At 61.7% G+C, this 15,218-nt stretch carries 16 protein-coding genes; 9 read left to right on the forward strand and 7 right to left on the reverse strand.

The annotated features are described in order from the left end of the window. Nucleotides 1–10: 10 nt before the first annotated feature. Both AC1DWZ_RS11860 and AC1DWZ_RS11865 read left to right on the forward strand, forming a co-directional pair. Nucleotides 11–838: a class I SAM-dependent methyltransferase gene (locus AC1DWZ_RS11860; RefSeq protein ID WP_477169095.1), complete on the forward strand. Its 828-nt coding sequence runs from the start codon at nucleotides 11–13 to the stop codon at nucleotides 836–838. Between the two features lie 65 nt (nucleotides 839–903). After that, a complete protein-coding gene (locus AC1DWZ_RS11865) occupies nucleotides 904–1,551 on the forward strand; it encodes a DsbA family oxidoreductase (RefSeq protein ID WP_477169096.1) in 648 nt (215 codons plus the stop codon). A gap of 33 nt (nucleotides 1,552–1,584) precedes the next feature. On the opposite strand, the gene AC1DWZ_RS11870 is transcribed toward AC1DWZ_RS11865, so the two are convergent. From AC1DWZ_RS11870 to AC1DWZ_RS11890, 5 genes are read right to left on the reverse strand one after another with little or no spacing between them, the layout of a single operon-like run. Continuing rightward, nucleotides 1,585–2,454: a protein phosphatase 2C domain-containing protein gene (locus tag AC1DWZ_RS11870; protein ID WP_477169097.1), complete on the reverse strand. Its 870-nt coding sequence runs from the start codon at nucleotides 2,452–2,454 to the stop codon at nucleotides 1,585–1,587. Further along, complete coding sequence (gene nagA, locus AC1DWZ_RS11875; RefSeq protein WP_477169098.1) at nucleotides 2,451–3,590, reverse strand: N-acetylglucosamine-6-phosphate deacetylase; 1,140 nt, start codon at nucleotides 3,588–3,590, stop codon at nucleotides 2,451–2,453. The genes AC1DWZ_RS11870 and nagA overlap by 4 nt, the downstream gene beginning before the upstream one ends. Beyond that, nucleotides 3,590–4,612, reverse strand: coding sequence for an SIS domain-containing protein (locus AC1DWZ_RS11880; protein ID WP_477169099.1), 1,023 nt, complete (start codon nucleotides 4,610–4,612; stop codon nucleotides 3,590–3,592). Before AC1DWZ_RS11880 ends, nagA begins: the two co-directional genes overlap by 1 nt. Continuing rightward, on the reverse strand, nucleotides 4,609–5,376 hold the full coding sequence (locus AC1DWZ_RS11885) for a GntR family transcriptional regulator (RefSeq protein WP_477169100.1): 768 nt from the start codon (nucleotides 5,374–5,376) through the stop codon (nucleotides 4,609–4,611). The genes AC1DWZ_RS11880 and AC1DWZ_RS11885 overlap by 4 nt, the downstream gene beginning before the upstream one ends. After that, nucleotides 5,373–6,245, reverse strand: coding sequence for a glucosamine kinase nucleotide-binding domain-containing protein (locus AC1DWZ_RS11890; RefSeq protein WP_477169101.1), 873 nt, complete (start codon nucleotides 6,243–6,245; stop codon nucleotides 5,373–5,375). The genes AC1DWZ_RS11885 and AC1DWZ_RS11890 overlap by 4 nt, the downstream gene beginning before the upstream one ends. Nucleotides 6,246–6,488: 243 nt before the next feature. Between AC1DWZ_RS11890 and AC1DWZ_RS11895 the strand changes: the two genes are divergently transcribed. The 7 genes from AC1DWZ_RS11895 (at nucleotide 6,489) to AC1DWZ_RS11925 (ending at nucleotide 13,285) form a co-directional block, all read left to right on the forward strand. Next, nucleotides 6,489–7,421 (forward strand): N-acetylmuramic acid 6-phosphate etherase, encoded by a 933-nt coding sequence (locus tag AC1DWZ_RS11895; RefSeq protein WP_477169102.1) that lies wholly within the window; start codon nucleotides 6,489–6,491, stop codon nucleotides 7,419–7,421. A gap of 26 nt (nucleotides 7,422–7,447) precedes the next feature. Continuing rightward, nucleotides 7,448–8,719: an ABC transporter substrate-binding protein gene (locus AC1DWZ_RS11900; protein WP_477169103.1), complete on the forward strand. Its 1,272-nt coding sequence runs from the start codon at nucleotides 7,448–7,450 to the stop codon at nucleotides 8,717–8,719. 76 nt (nucleotides 8,720–8,795) lie between these two features. Next, entirely contained in the window at nucleotides 8,796–9,725 is a 930-nt protein-coding gene (locus AC1DWZ_RS11905) for a carbohydrate ABC transporter permease (RefSeq protein WP_477169104.1), read from the forward strand. Nucleotides 9,726–9,734: 9 nt separating this feature from the next. Further along, nucleotides 9,735–10,574, forward strand: coding sequence for a carbohydrate ABC transporter permease (locus AC1DWZ_RS11910; RefSeq protein ID WP_477169105.1), 840 nt, complete (start codon nucleotides 9,735–9,737; stop codon nucleotides 10,572–10,574). Next, nucleotides 10,571–11,626, forward strand: coding sequence for a Gfo/Idh/MocA family protein (locus AC1DWZ_RS11915; RefSeq protein ID WP_477169106.1), 1,056 nt, complete (start codon nucleotides 10,571–10,573; stop codon nucleotides 11,624–11,626). The genes AC1DWZ_RS11910 and AC1DWZ_RS11915 overlap by 4 nt, the downstream gene beginning before the upstream one ends. Nucleotides 11,627–11,640: 14 nt before the next feature. Continuing rightward, nucleotides 11,641–12,645 (forward strand): ABC transporter ATP-binding protein, encoded by a 1,005-nt coding sequence (locus AC1DWZ_RS11920; protein ID WP_477169107.1) that lies wholly within the window; start codon nucleotides 11,641–11,643, stop codon nucleotides 12,643–12,645. 199 nt (nucleotides 12,646–12,844) lie between these two features. Then, nucleotides 12,845–13,285 carry a hypothetical protein gene (locus AC1DWZ_RS11925; protein WP_477169108.1) on the forward strand — a complete coding sequence of 147 codons (441 nt, stop codon included), beginning with the start codon at nucleotides 12,845–12,847 and terminating at the stop codon, nucleotides 13,283–13,285. 60 nt (nucleotides 13,286–13,345) lie between these two features. Here AC1DWZ_RS11925 and AC1DWZ_RS11930 read toward each other — a convergent pair whose 3' ends face one another. Next, a complete protein-coding gene (locus AC1DWZ_RS11930; protein ID WP_477169109.1) occupies nucleotides 13,346–14,470 on the reverse strand; it encodes a hypothetical protein in 1,125 nt (374 codons plus the stop codon). Continuing rightward, nucleotides 14,467–15,216 (reverse strand): TfuA-like protein, encoded by a 750-nt coding sequence (locus AC1DWZ_RS11935; RefSeq protein ID WP_477169110.1) that lies wholly within the window; start codon nucleotides 15,214–15,216, stop codon nucleotides 14,467–14,469. Before AC1DWZ_RS11935 ends, AC1DWZ_RS11930 begins: the two co-directional genes overlap by 4 nt. Between the last annotated feature and the right edge of the window lie 2 nt (nucleotides 15,217–15,218).

Here is a 15,218-nt window from a genome sequence, read left to right on the forward strand (position 1 = left end):
TAACTGGGCCATGGACACCGAGCAACAGGTTGCACAGCATTACGACCGCGCGGATATCGAGCAGGCGATCCTGACCGCGCTGACAGAAGCTGGCAAGGATATCGATCATCTGACGCCGGCCGATCTTGCTGGTGTCGATGAGTTCCACCTTGGCTGGCGCGCGCAGACAATCGAACTGGCGCAGCATTTGAAACTTGCCACCGGAACGCGCGTACTCGATATCGGTTCCGGCATCGGTGGGCCGGCGCGCTATTTCGGGGAGGCGCATCATTGTCGTGTCATCGGGCTGGACCTCACGCCCGGCTTCGTGGCCGCGGCAGCGGCACTCACAAGGCGCTGCGGCCTTAGTGATCGTGTCACCTTCCAGCAGGGCAGCGCGCTGGCCCTGCCGTTTGCACCGGCGTCCTTCGATGTGGCGACACTCATTCATGTCGGCATGAACATCGCCGACAAGGTGACGCTCTTTACCGAGGCGCGGCGTGTCTTGCGGCCCGGTGGAAAGTTCTGCGTCTACGATGTGATGCGCATGACGGACGCGGAATTGCCCTATCCCATGCCCTGGGCGGCCGATCCCTCGACCAGCTTCGTCGAAGCCCCTGCGGTCTATAAGGAATTGTTGGCTGCTGCTGGTTTCGTGGTGGAGACGGAGCGGAACCGACGTGACTTTGTCCTCGACCTTGCGGCCGCGATGCGGGCAAAAGTGGCGGAATCCGGCCCGCCGATCCTGGGTCTTCATGTCATCATGGGACCGGCCGCCAAGGGGCGGTTGAAGAATGTCATGGAGGCCCTTGAACAGGGGATGATCGCGCCCACTGAAATCATTCTGCGCGCGGTCTAGCCGAACCGTTGCAAATCGCCCTAGATTGCCTACATGGCTATCCTGAAAAATATGCAGGCCTTCTCATGACCAAGCAGCTCAAGATCGATTTTGTTTCGGACGTCTCTTGCCCCTGGTGCATCATCGGCCTGAAATCTCTTGAGGCGGCTCTCGACCGCCTGCAGGGTGATGTCGCGGCCGACATGCATTTCCAGCCCTTCGAACTCAATCCGCAGATGGTGCCGGAAGGGCAGAATATCGTCGAGCATATCGGCGAGAAGTACGGCTCGACACCTGAGCAGTCGGCACAGGCCCGCGCCATGATCCGTGACCGGGCGGCCGGCGTCGGCTTTGAGATGCGTACCAGCGAGCAGAGCCGTATCTACAACACCTTCGATGCGCATCGGCTGCTGCATTGGGCGGGGCTCGAGGGCAAGCAGGCTGCGTTGAAACACGCTTTGTTCAAGGCCTATTTCACCGATGGCGCGGTGATGTCCGATCATGAAACGTTGGCTGAAATTGCCAGGACGGTTGGTCTCGATCCGGCCCGGGCACGGGAAATCCTTGTGTCAGATACTTATGCCGAAGATGTCTGGACGCAGGAGCGCTTCTACCAGCAGCAGGGTATCAGTTCGGTCCCGGCCATCATCATCAATGATCAGTATCTGATCTCTGGCGGGCAGCCGGTTGATGTATTCGAGCGCGCGCTGCGGGAAATTGCCGCAGGGGCCTGAGGTCGGGGCGTGAGGTTAGGGCTGAGGCCAGTATCAGCCACGCCGCAACAGCAGCGCAGTCGCGTCATCCGCCATTTTGAGCCGCGGATGCAGGGCGCCCGTAGGATCGGCGGCTTCAATCTTTCGCAATTCGGCGAGCAGTGTCTCTGCACCTGCCGTGGCCGTCCGCAACAGCAAGTCGCGATCCGTGACATGGCCATAGACATCGACCAACCGATAATAGCCGTCGCTGACCAGGAGCACGCTGCGCAAATCGTCGGTCGCATATTGGTGAATTTTCAGCAGGCCGAGGCAGGCCATTTCTGCCGCCAGCACACCATAGCCACCGGCCACATTGCGGCGCTGGCGAATGGCGCGCAGGGTCGGCATCATTTCGTGGCGAATGACAGCTTCGTCGCAGATACCCAGTGACCGCATGGCGAGAATCTTGGCTTTGAGATCGGCTTCGATCTGGCCCAGCACCGGATCATCGAGGAGTTGAATTCTTCCATCCATATGTTCCAGCAGCACCAGGCAATCGCCGAGCCGCGCGATTTCGACCGTCTCGCCCAATTGGCGCAGCAGCGCAAAACTGGCGGCCGGTGTTTCGTGACCGTCAGCCCCTTTGGATGACAGCCAGGACTTCTCCTGGCGCCCGGCCAGTGCCTTCACCAATTGCGTCATGAGATGGTGTGCCGGCTGATTCGCCTGCGATGTCAGCAGCGCAGGCAGGATTTCCTGCGCCTGCGCCACAAACCAGGCGGCATCGCTGGGGCCAGGCAGCAGGGCGCGGTCGTTGATGCCGGTGACGCCGTCGAGTACCCAGGCCGCCAGCGGCGCCTGCGGATCGGGCCACACGCCATAGGCGTCTTCATTGGTCTTGCCGCCCGGTGCCGTGACGGCGCTTGAGAGAGAGAAGGTCAAAGTCTGACGCCGGCCCGCCAGACCGCCTTTGCCTGCAAATTGTTATCGATATGCACGAGATCGCCCCTGGTACCCTTGGCGATACGGCCGAGGTCGGTACGCTGCAGGAAATCGGCCGGATAGGTCGCCGCCATGCGCAGGGCTTCAGAAAGATCGAGCCCGATGCTCTGCACCATGAAGCGCACCGCCGACATCATATCGAGATCGGACCCGGCAAGTGTGCCGTCGTCCAGCACCAGCACACCATCATGACGCCGGATGCGCCGGCCATTGAGGTCGAACTCCTGGATGTCGGAGCCAACTGTCGACATCGCGTCAGTCACCAGGAAGATGCGACCGGGCTCGCGTTTGGCGCGCAAGGCGATGCCGATCGCCGCTGGATGCACATGGTGCCCATCGGCGATCAGGCCGCACCACAGCGCCTTGGAATCGAGTGCTGCCCCCACCACGCCCGGGGCGCGGTGGCTGAGCGGCGACATCGCATTGTAGATGTGTGTGACACCGCGGGCACCCGCATCCACCGCGGCCAGGATCTGGTCATAGGTCGCGTTGGAGTGGCCAATGCTGACGATGATTCCGCCGTCAACCAAGCGCCGGATGATGCGTGCCGGCACCCGTTCCGGCGACAGGGTGACCAGCAGCGTGTCGATGCCCATGGCAAGGATGGCGTCGACATCAGCATCATCCATCTGCCGGATCAGCTGTGCGTCATGGGCGCCGCGTTTGTCCGGTGAGAGGAACGGTCCTTCCAGATGCACGCCGACACAACCCGGCATGCCGCCTGCAATCGCCTGGCGGATGGCGGCGACGGCGCGTTGCGTGAGGTCGGCGGTGTCGGTGATGAGGGTCGGCAGCAAGGCAGTCGTGCCGAATTTGGCATGTGCGTTGCAGATCCTGGCAACGCCGTCGGCGGTCGGTGCGTCATTGAGCAGAACGCCACCACCGCCATTGACCTGGACATCGACAAAGCCCGGCGCCAGCAGACCACCAGCGAGCTCTTCGATTCGCATATCGGTGCCGAGCTGCGCACGCGGTATGACGTCCGCGACATGGCCGTTCTCGATGATGACAGCGTGATCGGCATGGGAAACAGCACCGTCGAAAATCTCGGCGCCAGCGAGGGCAAAAACGCTCATCAGATGGTTTCCGTGACTTTCTTGAGGAGATGGGGATTGTCCGGGTCATAGCCGCGGGCGGCAGCCAGGCGCTCAATGGCCAGATAGCAGGTTGCCATCGCGCCGATAAGCCCGGTCGCCGGGTGCGCGGTCTTCGCGATGGGCAGGTCGGTGCCCGCCACCAGTACCTTGGCACCGGCTGTGGTGAGCGCCTTGGCGCAATGATCGAGAGAGGGGCCGGCGGCATCGTTCTGCCGGAACATCAACACCGGAAAACCATCACGCACGATTTCGATGGGACCATGCAGCACCTCGGCAGCGCTGTAAGGCTCGGCATGCAATGCCGCGGTTTCCTTGAGCTTCAAGGCAGCCTCCATGGCAACAGGAAGGCCGATGCCACGGCCGATCACCAGGGCGGATTGCGCACGCTGGAAAATCTCCACGACCGGCGACCAATCCAGTGCCAGCGCTGTGCGAAGGTCGGCCGGCAGCTGCACCAGCGCATTGCGCAGGCTCTGGTGCTGCGACCATTCCGCCAGAATGCTAAGACCGGCCGCCATGGAAGAGAGGCAGGATTTGGTAGCGGCCACACTCTTCTCCGGGCCAGCCTCGAGGGCGATCGTGAGATCGGCAAGATCGGCTGCAGGCGAGTTCGCATCATTGACGATGGCGACCACCCTGGCACCGCCGGCCTGGGCACTCTTGGCCATGGCGAGGAGATCCGGGCTGCGGCCGGATTGCGAGATCAGCAGCATCACCGCACCCTTCAGGCGGAGCGGCGTCTGGTAGACCGAGGCGATCGATGGACCCATCGAGACTACCGGCAGGCCCAGCTGCATCTCGCAGGCGTATTTGAAGAAGCTTGCCGCATGGTCGGATGAACCGCGCGCGCAGAGTGCGACAAAGGGCGGATCAAGATCGCGCAGCAAGGTACCGGCCCGGGCAATCGCGCTGCCGGAACGCGACCAGAGCCGTTCGACGGCGTCGGCCGCTTCCATCGTCTCGCGCTGCATCCAGCTGGGTGAAAGTGTCGCTTGGCTCATTCGCCGTCTCCGCTTGTGGTCAATTCGACGACGAAATCATAGGCATCGCCGCGATAATGGCATTTGGTGAACTCGACCGGTCTGCCATCGGCAAGATAGGAGATGCGCTCGATGTAAAGGGCAGGCGAACCAGCAGGCACCGACAGGGACACGGCATCCTCGCCCTGGAGACTTTCCGCCGACAGGCGTTGCAGGGCGCGCACGGGCCGCACGCCGGCAGCTTCCAAGGCTGCATAAAGCGAGTTGCCGATCGCCTCGGGTGCGGCGAACAGCCGTGCCGGTACCACGGCCTGCTCAAGCGCCATCGGTTTGTCGTTGGCGAGACGTAGGCGGCGCAGACGCACGACGCGCTCGCCCGTCGTGAGGCCCAGCACCATGGCTTCTTCCGGCGAGGGGGCTGCCACGATCTTCTGCAGCCATTTGACGCTCGGCGTCAGGCCGCGCGCCAGCATGTCCTCGGTAAAGGAGGTGAGGCGCGAGAGGCGCTGCTCGACGCGGGGGGGGGTGCCGGTCACGAATGTGCCGGACCCGCGCTTTTGCGTGAGCACGCCATCTTCCACCAGTTCAGCCAGTGCCTTGCGCACAGTGACGCGCGAAATATCCAGCATGCTGGCAATCTCGCGCTCCGAGGGCAGCGCGTCGTTGGCATTGAGATTGCCGTCCTGGATGGCCGCCTGAATGAGGGCTTTGAGCCGCAGATAGAGTGGGCCGGCGGCACCCGCTGCCAGCGCGTCGGGCGCGAAGATGGTGTTGAGCGCGGTCATGCAGCGACCTGCCCGCCGGCCAGCAGAATGGCGCCGTCGAGAGCATCATGGCGCGGCGCTCCGAAATAGGTCGCATAGCGTTCCGGCAGGTAACGTTGATAGGCCTTGCCGAGACCACCCATCATAGAGATGCGCTGTGCGCCAAGTTTGATGAGATGGTCGAGCACCAGGGTGATGCCGGTCTGGCCGCGTTCGACGATGAAGCAGGCGATCTTGTCGCCACGTTCGACATACTCAAACAGAAGCGGTGTCAGCGCCCCATAATCACGCGGCTTCGCGGTCTCCGCAAAGCGATGCAGCGTGTCCATCGATCCATCGAACCGGGCCCAGACCGCATCGGTAAAGGGTGTTCGCTCGATGATGCCATCCCGGGCGTAAAGCGTGCGGCGCAGGGATTCGCGCCCCAGATCGGCGCCGCTGCCCTGGTCGGACAGCATGAAGCCCCAGCCGCCGAAGGTCTGCAGTTTGCCGCCCAGTGAAATGACATAGACCGCGCCGGTCCCGATCGCGGCGATGGCGCCATCTTGTCCGGCATGGGCGCCGACACAGGCGATGATGCCGTCATGCTCGATGCGCACGCTGTGGAAAGGCCAGCGATGCGCTTCAACGCGCGCCACGGCGCCGGCCATGTTGGCGCCGGCGAGTCCGAAACAGGCCGCAGTTTCGGCAAGCCTCGGCGCATCGAGTCCGGCCTGTGCGAAGGTTGCGCGGCTGATCCGGTCGACATTGGCGATGGCCTCGTCCGGGTCGGTGAAGATGTTGGAAGCCCCGCCGGTTGCTTCGCCCAGCAGGCGTCCGGATGCGTCGCGCAAGCGCGCCCGACAATGCGTTCCGCCACCATCGACACCCAGGAAAAACCGCACCGACATCAAAGCTCCGTGCCCATCGTTAATGCCACTTAGATACCACTATATGAATGATCGTCTCGACTTGCCAGAGAAACTTGCGACTCGTTCCGAAGTTCGCTGTTTTGACGTTATTGCGTTAATATACAACAATATTATGACAATTCTGGATCTGCCGGTGAGTGATTTTCAAATGCCGTCATTTTCTATCTCGACATCGATGGTATTAGTTCGGTATGGTTTCATCAAGACAAAGAAGGTGATCGCATGCAGGGACGGCAAACCGAGATCGTGAGTGTGGCGGCGGAGGGTCTCGATACCTGGGCCGACCAGCGCATTCTGTCGGCGCTGCTGGGCGGGCAGGAACGCGGTATCGCCGCCGTGAGCGCTGCATTTTCTGATATCGCCAAGGCCGCCGACCTTGTGGCCGCGGTCCTGGGCAAGGGCGGGCGGCTGATTTATGTCGGCGCCGGCAGTTCGGGCCTCATTGCCAAGCTCGATGCCTTGGAATTGCCTGGTACCTTCGGCATTGCACCCGACCGCGCCTTTGCCCTCATCGCCGGGGGCGCAGCCTCATTTCAGCGTCTGGACGGGGCCGTCGAAGATGATGTCGATCAGGCGCGTGCCGATGTCGATCTCGTCAAGGTAGGTAAAGACGATGTGGTGATCGGTATCTCGGCCAGTGGCGCCACCATCTATACCTGCGCCGCCTTGAAAGAGGCACGGGCGCGTGGCGCTGTTACGGTTGGTATCGCCTGCAACGAAGCAGCACCGGTCTTCGAGAACACCGCCGTGGCGATCTCGCTGTTGAGCGGTGGCGAAGTCCTTGCCGGTTCGACCCGCATGGGTGCAGGCACCGCGCAAAAGGCAGCACTCAATCTGCTCTCCACCCTGACCGCGATCAAGCTTGGCCACGTCCATGACGGGATGATGGTCAATGTGCGGGCGGAGAACGAGAAATTGCGCCAGCGTGCGGCAGGAATCGTGGCGCGCGTTGCCGGGGTCGACCTTGCCACGGCGCAGGCGAAATTGCTGGCCGCGGATTTTGAACCGAAGATTGCTATTCTGCTGGCGGCTGGCGCCAAGGACGTCTCGGATGCCGCCAGAATATTGAAAGAGTCCCACGGACATCTGCGCCCGGCTTTGGCCTGGCTCGGCGCAACGCCGCATGCGGCGACGATGGCTTCAGGCACGAAATAGATTAAGAAAAGGGAGGCTACCTCACCATGACACACAGGCATTTTCGTAACGCGATTCTGGGATCGACAGCTCTTGCCATCGGCGTGCTCCTTTCATCCGCTGCTTTTGCAGAAGATGTGACGCTCACCATCGAAAGCTGGCGCAATGATGATCTGCCGATCTGGCAGGACAAGATCATTCCGGCCTTCGAGGCTGCCAACCCGGGCATCAAGGTCGTCTTCTCGCCGACCGCGCCCACGGAATATAACGCGGCCCTCAATACCAAACTGGATGCCGGCACCGCTGGCGACCTCATTACCTGCCGGCCTTTCGATGCGTCCCTGGAACTGTTCAAGAAGGGTCACCTGACCTCAGTCAACGATGTTACCGGCATGGATACGTTCAGCCCGGTGGCGCGCTCTGCCTGGAGCACCGATGACGGTGCCACCACCTTCTGCGTGCCGATGGCCTCGGTCATCCACGGCTTCATCTATAACAAGGACGCCTTCGACAAGCTGGGCATCGCCGTCCCGAAGACGGAAGATGAGTTCTTCGCCGCTCTCGACAAGATCAAGGCCGATGGTACCTATGTGCCGATGGCGATGGGTACCGCCGACCAGTGGGAAGCGGCCACCATGGGCTATCAGAACATCGGGCCGAACTACTGGCATGGCGAAGATGGCCGCAAGGCCTTGCTCGCCGGCAAGGAAAAGCTGACCGATGCCGATTGGGTCGCCCCCTACCAGGTGCTGGCACGCTGGGCCAATTATTTGGGTGATGGCTACAAGGCGCAGACCTATCCGGACAGCCAGAACATGTTCGCTCTCGGCCGTGCGGCGATCTATCCGGCTGGCTCCTGGGACATCACGACCTTCAACACCCAGGCCGAGTTCAAGATGGGCGCCTTCTATCCGCCGGTGAAGAAGGCGGGTGACACCTGCTACATCTCCGATCATGCCGATATCGCCATGGGTGCCAACGCGAAATCGGCGCATCCGGAAGAAGCCAAGAAGTTCCTGGCCTGGCTGGCCTCGTCGGAGTTTGCCGATATTTATGCCAACTCCCTGCCGGGCTTCTTCAGTCTTTCCAATCACGAGGTGAAGCTGAAGGATCCGCTGGCGCAGGAATTCGTCAACTGGCGCGGGACCTGCAAGCAGACCATCCGCTCCACCTACCAGATCCTGTCGCGCGGCACGCCCAATCTCGAAAACGAGACGTGGGGTGCGTCCGCCAATGTGATCAACGGTGCCGAGACGCCGGAAGCTGCTGCGAAGCGGCTGCAGGACGGTCTCGACAGCTGGTACAAGCCGGGCCAATAACCGGCAAAGCAATCGGCCGGCTCTCTCCGCCTGTGAGGGAGCCGGCCGTAGCCATTCCTGAATTCGGGACATCCGCGTGACAGACAGCACCGTTATCCGGCGCGCGCGCCGCTGGCATATTGTCGTTTTCCTGGCGCCGGCCTTGGCGATCTATACGGCATTGATGATTCTGCCGCTGGCGGAAACCCTGCGCCTGTCGCTGTTCACCGAACAGGACCAGATCCGGAACTTTGTCGGGCTCGACAATTTTGCGACATTGTTCAGCGATCCGCGCTGGTCGCAGAGTTTCTGGAACGCACTTGGCAACAACGTGCTGTTCTTCTGCATTCACATGGCGGTACAGAATCCGGTCGGCATCGCGCTTGCCGCATTGCTCAGCGTGCCGCGGCTGCGCGGCCGGTCTGCCTATCGCACCACACTTTTCATGCCGACCATGTTGTCTTTCGTGGTCATCGGCTTCATCTGGAAATTGATCCTGAGCCCCCTCTGGGGAGTGGCGCCTAGCCTGCTGGCGGCGGTCGGCCTCAAATTCCTGTTCGGCCCCTGGCTGGGGCAGGAAGGGACAGCCCTCATCACCGTGTCGCTGATCTCCGTCTGGCAGTTTATCGGCATTCCGATGATGCTGATCTATGCCGCCCTGCTGTCGATCCCCGACGAAGTGATCGAGGCAGCGGAATGCGATGGCGTCAGTGGCCTAGCACAGTTCTGGAAGATCAAGCTGCCGCTCATCCTGCCGGCGATCGGCCTCATTTCAATCCTGACCTTCGTCGCCAACTTCAATGCCTTCGATCTCATCTATGTGGCGCAGGGCGCTTTGGCGGGGCCGAATTTCTCGACCGATATTTTGGGTACCTTCCTCTATCGCACCTTCTTTGGCCATCAGCTGCAATTGGGTGACCAGCATATGGGCGCCACCATCGCCACGGTGATGTTCCTGATCATCCTCAGTGTGGTTGGCTTCTATCTTCTCGTCATTCACCGGCGCATGCGCCGCTATCAGTTCTAAGGGGCCAATATGCGCCAGGCACCCATCTTCCGTATGCGCCGCGCCGCCGTTCACACCTTGCTGGGTGGCTATACCCTCATTGCCATCCTACCGGTCCTGCTCATCATCATGAATTCCTTCAAGGACCGGAAGGCGATCTTCAACCATCCACTGTTGCCGCCCAGTCCCGACACGTTCAGCCTGATCGGCTATCAGACGGTGCTGAAGCAGGGTGATTTCCTGCTCTATTTCCAGAACAGCCTGATCGTTACGGTGGGTTCCCTGTTCCTCATTCTGTTGTTCGGGGCGATGGCATCCTTCGCCCTGACCGAATATCGCTTCCGGGGCAATGTGTTTCTCGGCTTGTTCCTGGCGCTGGGCGTCATGGTGCCGATCCGTCTCGGGACCATCGCGATCCTGGAGATGATGGCGCGGACTGGCCTCGTCAATTCGCTCTTCGCGCTCATCCTGGTCTACACCGCGCAAGGCCTGCCCTTGGCCTGCTTTGTGCTGTCGGAGTTCATGCGCACGGTCTCGGCTGATCTGAAAAATGCCGGCCGTGTGGATGGCCTTTCGGAATATGTCGTGTTCTTCCGCCTGGTGCTGCCGCTGGTGCGCCCTGCCATGGCGACGGTCGCCATCTTCTCCATGATCCCGGTCTGGAATGATTTGTGGTTTCCGCTGATCCTGGCGCCGGCCGAGAGCACCAAGACCATCACCCTGGGTACGCAGGTGTTCATCGGCCAGTTCGTGACCAATTGGAATGCAGTGCTGGCTGCCTTGACCCTGTCGCTGACGCCGGTCCTGGTCCTTTATCTCATCTTCTCACGCCAGCTCATCCGTGGCCTGACGGCGGGGGCGGTGAAATGAGCCGGCCCTTGCGCGTCCTGGTGGTCGGTCTTGGCAATATGGGGCTGAGCCACGCCCAGGCCTATCATGCCAATCCAGGTTTCGAGATCGTGGGGCTCGCCAACCGGTCCGAGGTCACCCTGCCGGCGGGTCTCCAAAGCTATCCGCGCTATAACAATTTTGCGGACGCGCTCACGGCTGCCAAGCCGGATTTGGTGTCGGTCAACACCCATACCGACACCCACGCCGAATACGCCATCGCTGCCATGGAAGCGGGCGCCCATGTCTTTCTGGAAAAGCCCTTGGCGGCAACAGTGGCCGAGGCCGAACGTGTGGTGGCGGCGGCGACCCGGCTGCAGCGCAAACTGGTCATCGGCTATATCCTGCGCCACCATCCGTCCTGGATCGAGTTCATCCGGACAGCGCGCGCGTTGGGCGGGCCCTATGTCATGCGCATGAACCTCAACCAGCAATCCAGCGGTCCCGAATGGGCGGTTCACAAGCGATTGATGCAGACCACCTCGCCGATTGTCGATTGTGGTGTCCATTACCTCGACGTCATGTGCCAGGTGTGCGACGCAAAGCCGGTCGAAGTGCGTGGCATGGGCCTGCGCCTCAGCGATGAGATCGCCCCCGACATGTACAATTACGGCCATCTCCAGGTGCTGTTCGCCGATGGCTCGGTCGGTTGGTACGAGGCTGCCTGGGGACCGATGATTTCGGAAACGGCCTTTTTCGTGAAAGACATCATGACACCCAAGGGGTCGGTCTCGATCGTCATGAAGGAAGGCGTCAAATCCGCCGATATTGAAACACATACCAAGACCTCGACCATCCGCACGCATTGGTCCGAGCTTGGCAAGGACGGAAAATATCTGCGTGCCGATCAGGAACAGGTCATGGCGGACGAGCCGGGGCATCAGGAACTGTGCAATCGCGAACAGGAATTTGTGCTGAAGGCGATCCGGGAGGATATCGATCTCATGGCACACATGTCGGATGCGGTGCGGTCCCTGGCGGTGGTGTTGGCGGCCGATCAAAGCGTGCGCGAAGGCCGCGCTGTAAAACTTTAAGCGAGGATTTTCCGGTGGGTTCACTCAAGCTTCAAGGCGTACGCAAGAGCTTCGGCAAGTTCGAGGCTATCAAGGGGGTCGACCTCGACATTGCCGATGGCGAATTCGTGGTCTTCGTCGGCCCGTCAGGTTGCGGGAAGTCGACCTTGCTGCGCGTCATCGCCGGGCTGGAGGAGCATTCCGAGGGCCATGTGCAGATCGACGACCGCATCGTCGATGTTTTGCCACCGGCCAAGCGCGGCATCGCCATGGTGTTCCAAACATATGCGCTCTATCCGCATCTCACCGTTCGCGGCAACATGGAGCTGGCCTTGAAGCAGGAAGGCATCGCCCGGGCCGAAATCGACACGCGTGTCGCTGAAGCGGCTCGCATGCTGCAGCTGGAAAAATTACTCGACCGGCGGCCGGCGGAACTCTCCGGCGGCCAGCGCCAACGCATTGCCATCGGCCGCGCCGTGGTGCGCAAGCCCAGCCTCTTCCTGTTCGACGAACCGCTCTCCAATCTCGATGCCGGGCTCCGCGTCAACACGCGTCTCGAAATCGCTCGCCTTCACCGGCTGCTCAAGGCCACCATCGTCTATGTCACCCACGACCAGGTCGAGGCGATGACGCTGGCCGACCGCATCGTCGTGCTCAACCAGGGTGTGATCGAGCAGGTGGGTGCGCCGCTCGAACTTTATCGCCGGCCTGCCAACCTGTTCGTCGCCGGCTTCATCGGTTCGCCCAAGATGAACTTCGTCGAAGGGCCTGAGGCTGCGGCACAGGGTGCCCATGTTCTGGGCATTCGGCCGGAGCATTTGCTGGCCAGCCGCGACAACGGCCATTGGTGTGGCGATGTCGCCCATGTCGAGCATCTTGGGTCCGATACGTTCGTCTATGTCGACGTGCCCAACATCGGAACCCTGACTGTACGCCTGGACGGCGAAGCGGCCTTCGCGCCGGCCGACCGGGTCTTTCTGTCGCCCCAAATCGCGCAATTGCATCGTTTCGATGCAGCCGGGCAGCGCCTTCCGGACTGACCCCGTTTAGCCCTGCAGCTAAACATCGTCACTTTCCGAGAACTCCCCCAGGCCTCGACAATTATCGGATGATTCACGCCCGAGTCACGGGCTTGCGTCTAATCATGTCTGGCTGGTCGACGAATAGTTAATCGCGACAGCGGCCCTGACCGGACCGTCAGGTGCAATGCATCGTCAAACGTCCAGATTGGGGGTTGTTATGCAACAGGGAAATACCGTTCGCCGCAATGTACAGGCCTTGAAGACGTCGCGCGCAACCCGTGCCACCCTCCGTCAGGAGGATGAGTTCGGCACCGCGATGAAAGCGCTGGAAGCCCTCAACACGGCTTACAAGCGCGTCGCCCGCGTGTTGAACGAAGAAATGGATCGTTCAAAATCGGGCGTGGATGAAATTTCGACGCTGGGCGGCCAGCTTCGCTGGGTGTCGGAACGCCAGAAGCTGGTCAAGACCGCGCTCCGCGCTGGTCCCGGCATGGTCGCCTATGTGTGCGAGGATTGCCAGGAAGTGACGCAGCTGCGCTCGCTCGCCGAGACGGCGGCCAAACTGGCCAGTCAGAGCCGCTCCTATCCGACCACGCTTAACCTGCTGAATTACATCGATCAGGAACTCGGTTGGACCCCGCTCGCCCAATCTGCCTGAAGGTTTTTTTGCCACCCTCCCTCGTGACCTGTCATCTCGTGTTGAATATCTCTGGCCCGGTCAGCTTTGGTTGACCGGGCTTTTCTTTCTTCTAAGGACCTTTGACGCGCAGCGGATGGCACCGCCTGATCGCACCAGCGCGCTCCAGCCATAGACCGGCACAATCTCGAAGCCGAGACCCTCCCAAAGCGCGGCATTCTCCGCGTCATAGGGTGCAAGCTCAGGCTCCAGATCGGCAAAATGGGGCAGCCAGACCAATGGCCGGCTCTTACCAAGGTCTGACCGGACATCATTTTCAAGAATGACATTGTTGTAAGCGCGCAAAGTGGGATTGGGCGAGAAGGCCGGATGCGCGATATGGGGTACCTTGTTGCGGATGATGTGAAATCCCGCAGCAGCCAGGCGCATGGCACTGGCATCGAGCTGTTCCGCCCATCCCTCCATGCGGGGGCCATCGGGGTCGAGGGTCTTGCGCGGGTCGGCTACCATAATGATGTGCCGCCCCTCATTTGCCCCTCCATCCAGCACCCGCCGGCCGGTGAGCGAGACCACCAGATCGACATGATGCGGCTGCTGGCGCAGTTCTACCGGTGCGCTGCCCTTCACCGGCAGCGGAAAGCCGAAAATATGGGGCGGCCGGGAATCGAGAGCCTCATGACGCCGCAGAGCCTCCGCTTCGTCCATCGGGCCCGGTCCGATCCGCTGGGTAAGATCGAGGCTCTGTGCCCCCAGGAGGCGGAAATCCGGGCCTGTGAGGGCATTGCCGCCGGCCAAATGGAGCGGTGGCTGGTTGCAAGGTGTCGGGCGGAAGCCGGCCAGCCAGACGGCTTGCCGCCCCAGTCGGTCGGTGTGCAGCAGGTGATGGAGGAAGAGGGCGCCATCCTCCTCGGCGGCCATCCAGGGATCCTGGGTCCACATCTCGGATTCCTGGATCGGTTGAGCGGTGCCGGTCGTGATGATCTGCACGTCGCAGGCCGGTGTCAGGGTTCGGTACCAGGCCCGAAATGCCACCGCATCGGGATCGTCGGTCATGAGGAACAGGGTGACCCGCGGCGGCAAGGCATCGACCAGCCGGCCAAGGGCAAAGCCCTTCGGGCTGGGCGACGCTGCCAGCAGGCGCAGGGGAATGGTCATGGCCATCTCGTCGATGAGCCCACCGCAATCCGGCACCAGCCGCGCGGTCATGGACGTTTCCCGGCCGCCTGGCGCATCTCTACTTGCTGTTCGAGCGTCTCGAAGAAAAGAGTGCGGTTGAACGGCGTCGACAGGCGCGATTTGGGCCCCTCGCTGGCATCGAATGCGCGCAGCATGTCGATCAAGGCCAGGGCATCCTCGGTCTTGGCGCTGATGCGGTTGGCCCCGACAAGTGCAAGGATCTTTCGGGCTGCCTCATCCTGATACCCGGCAGCTGCCACGATCTGGCTCCAGGTCCGATCCTTGAAATGTGCCGCCACCGCTGCGTTGAGCAGCCGCAAGGTCATGTCGGGTGCCAGATGCCCGGCGGCGCACAATCGCGTCAGCGTCGCGTCGATGTCGACCAGTGCCTCCGTCAGCGGCCGGTAGCCGAGTGCCGCCGGCGCATGGACAATGGCGACATCGGCATCCGACTGCCGGCGGCCTTCGGCATAGTCCGCATACACGGTGCCGACGCCGACCATGCCAAAGGCCGCGCATTCCGCCGCGCGCAGGGCGCCCATGCTGGCTGCCCCGAAAATGGCAACGCCACGATCGAGAGCAAAGAGGATTTCCTTGTGCCAGACAGCGGCACCATATTCGAAGGTGCCATCTATGAGGCCGATCGTGTCGGCGCCTGCGAGTGTGGCAGCCAACAGGTCACCCTTGCCAGCCGGCGGCTGCAGATCGATGCCCTGTAGCAGGGCAGGGTCGATGCCATGGAGACTTGGCCCCGCGAACAGGATCGGTGCCGGCATCG

The sequence above is a fragment of the Dongia sp. P2_B8 genome (genome assembly GCF_056404715.1).

Bases quoted from the DNA above. Each gene is read 5' to 3' on its own strand.
- AC1DWZ_RS11860 (WP_477169095.1), top strand. From the start codon at position 11: ATGGACACCGAGCAACAGGTTGCACAGCATTACGACCGCGCGGATATC.
- AC1DWZ_RS11865 (WP_477169096.1), top strand. From the start codon at position 904: ATGACCAAGCAGCTCAAGATCGATTTTGTTTCGGACGTCTCTTGCCCC.
- nagA (WP_477169098.1), bottom strand. From the start codon at position 3,590: ATGAGCGTTTTTGCCCTCGCTGGCGCCGAGATTTTCGACGGTGCTGTT.
- AC1DWZ_RS11880 (WP_477169099.1), bottom strand. From the start codon at position 4,612: ATGAGCCAAGCGACACTTTCACCCAGCTGGATGCAGCGCGAGACGATG.
- AC1DWZ_RS11885 (WP_477169100.1), bottom strand. From the start codon at position 5,376: ATGACCGCGCTCAACACCATCTTCGCGCCCGACGCGCTGGCAGCGGGT.
- AC1DWZ_RS11890 (WP_477169101.1), bottom strand. From the start codon at position 6,245: ATGTCGGTGCGGTTTTTCCTGGGTGTCGATGGTGGCGGAACGCATTGT.
- AC1DWZ_RS11895 (WP_477169102.1), top strand. From the start codon at position 6,489: ATGCAGGGACGGCAAACCGAGATCGTGAGTGTGGCGGCGGAGGGTCTC.
- AC1DWZ_RS11900 (WP_477169103.1), top strand. From the start codon at position 7,448: ATGACACACAGGCATTTTCGTAACGCGATTCTGGGATCGACAGCTCTT.
- AC1DWZ_RS11910 (WP_477169105.1), top strand. From the start codon at position 9,735: ATGCGCCAGGCACCCATCTTCCGTATGCGCCGCGCCGCCGTTCACACC.
- AC1DWZ_RS11915 (WP_477169106.1), top strand. From the start codon at position 10,571: ATGAGCCGGCCCTTGCGCGTCCTGGTGGTCGGTCTTGGCAATATGGGG.
- AC1DWZ_RS11925 (WP_477169108.1), top strand. From the start codon at position 12,845: ATGCAACAGGGAAATACCGTTCGCCGCAATGTACAGGCCTTGAAGACG.
- AC1DWZ_RS11930 (WP_477169109.1), bottom strand. From the start codon at position 14,470: ATGACCGCGCGGCTGGTGCCGGATTGCGGTGGGCTCATCGACGAGATG.
- AC1DWZ_RS11935 (WP_477169110.1), bottom strand. From the start codon at position 15,216: ATGCCGGCACCGATCCTGTTCGCGGGGCCAAGTCTCCATGGCATCGAC.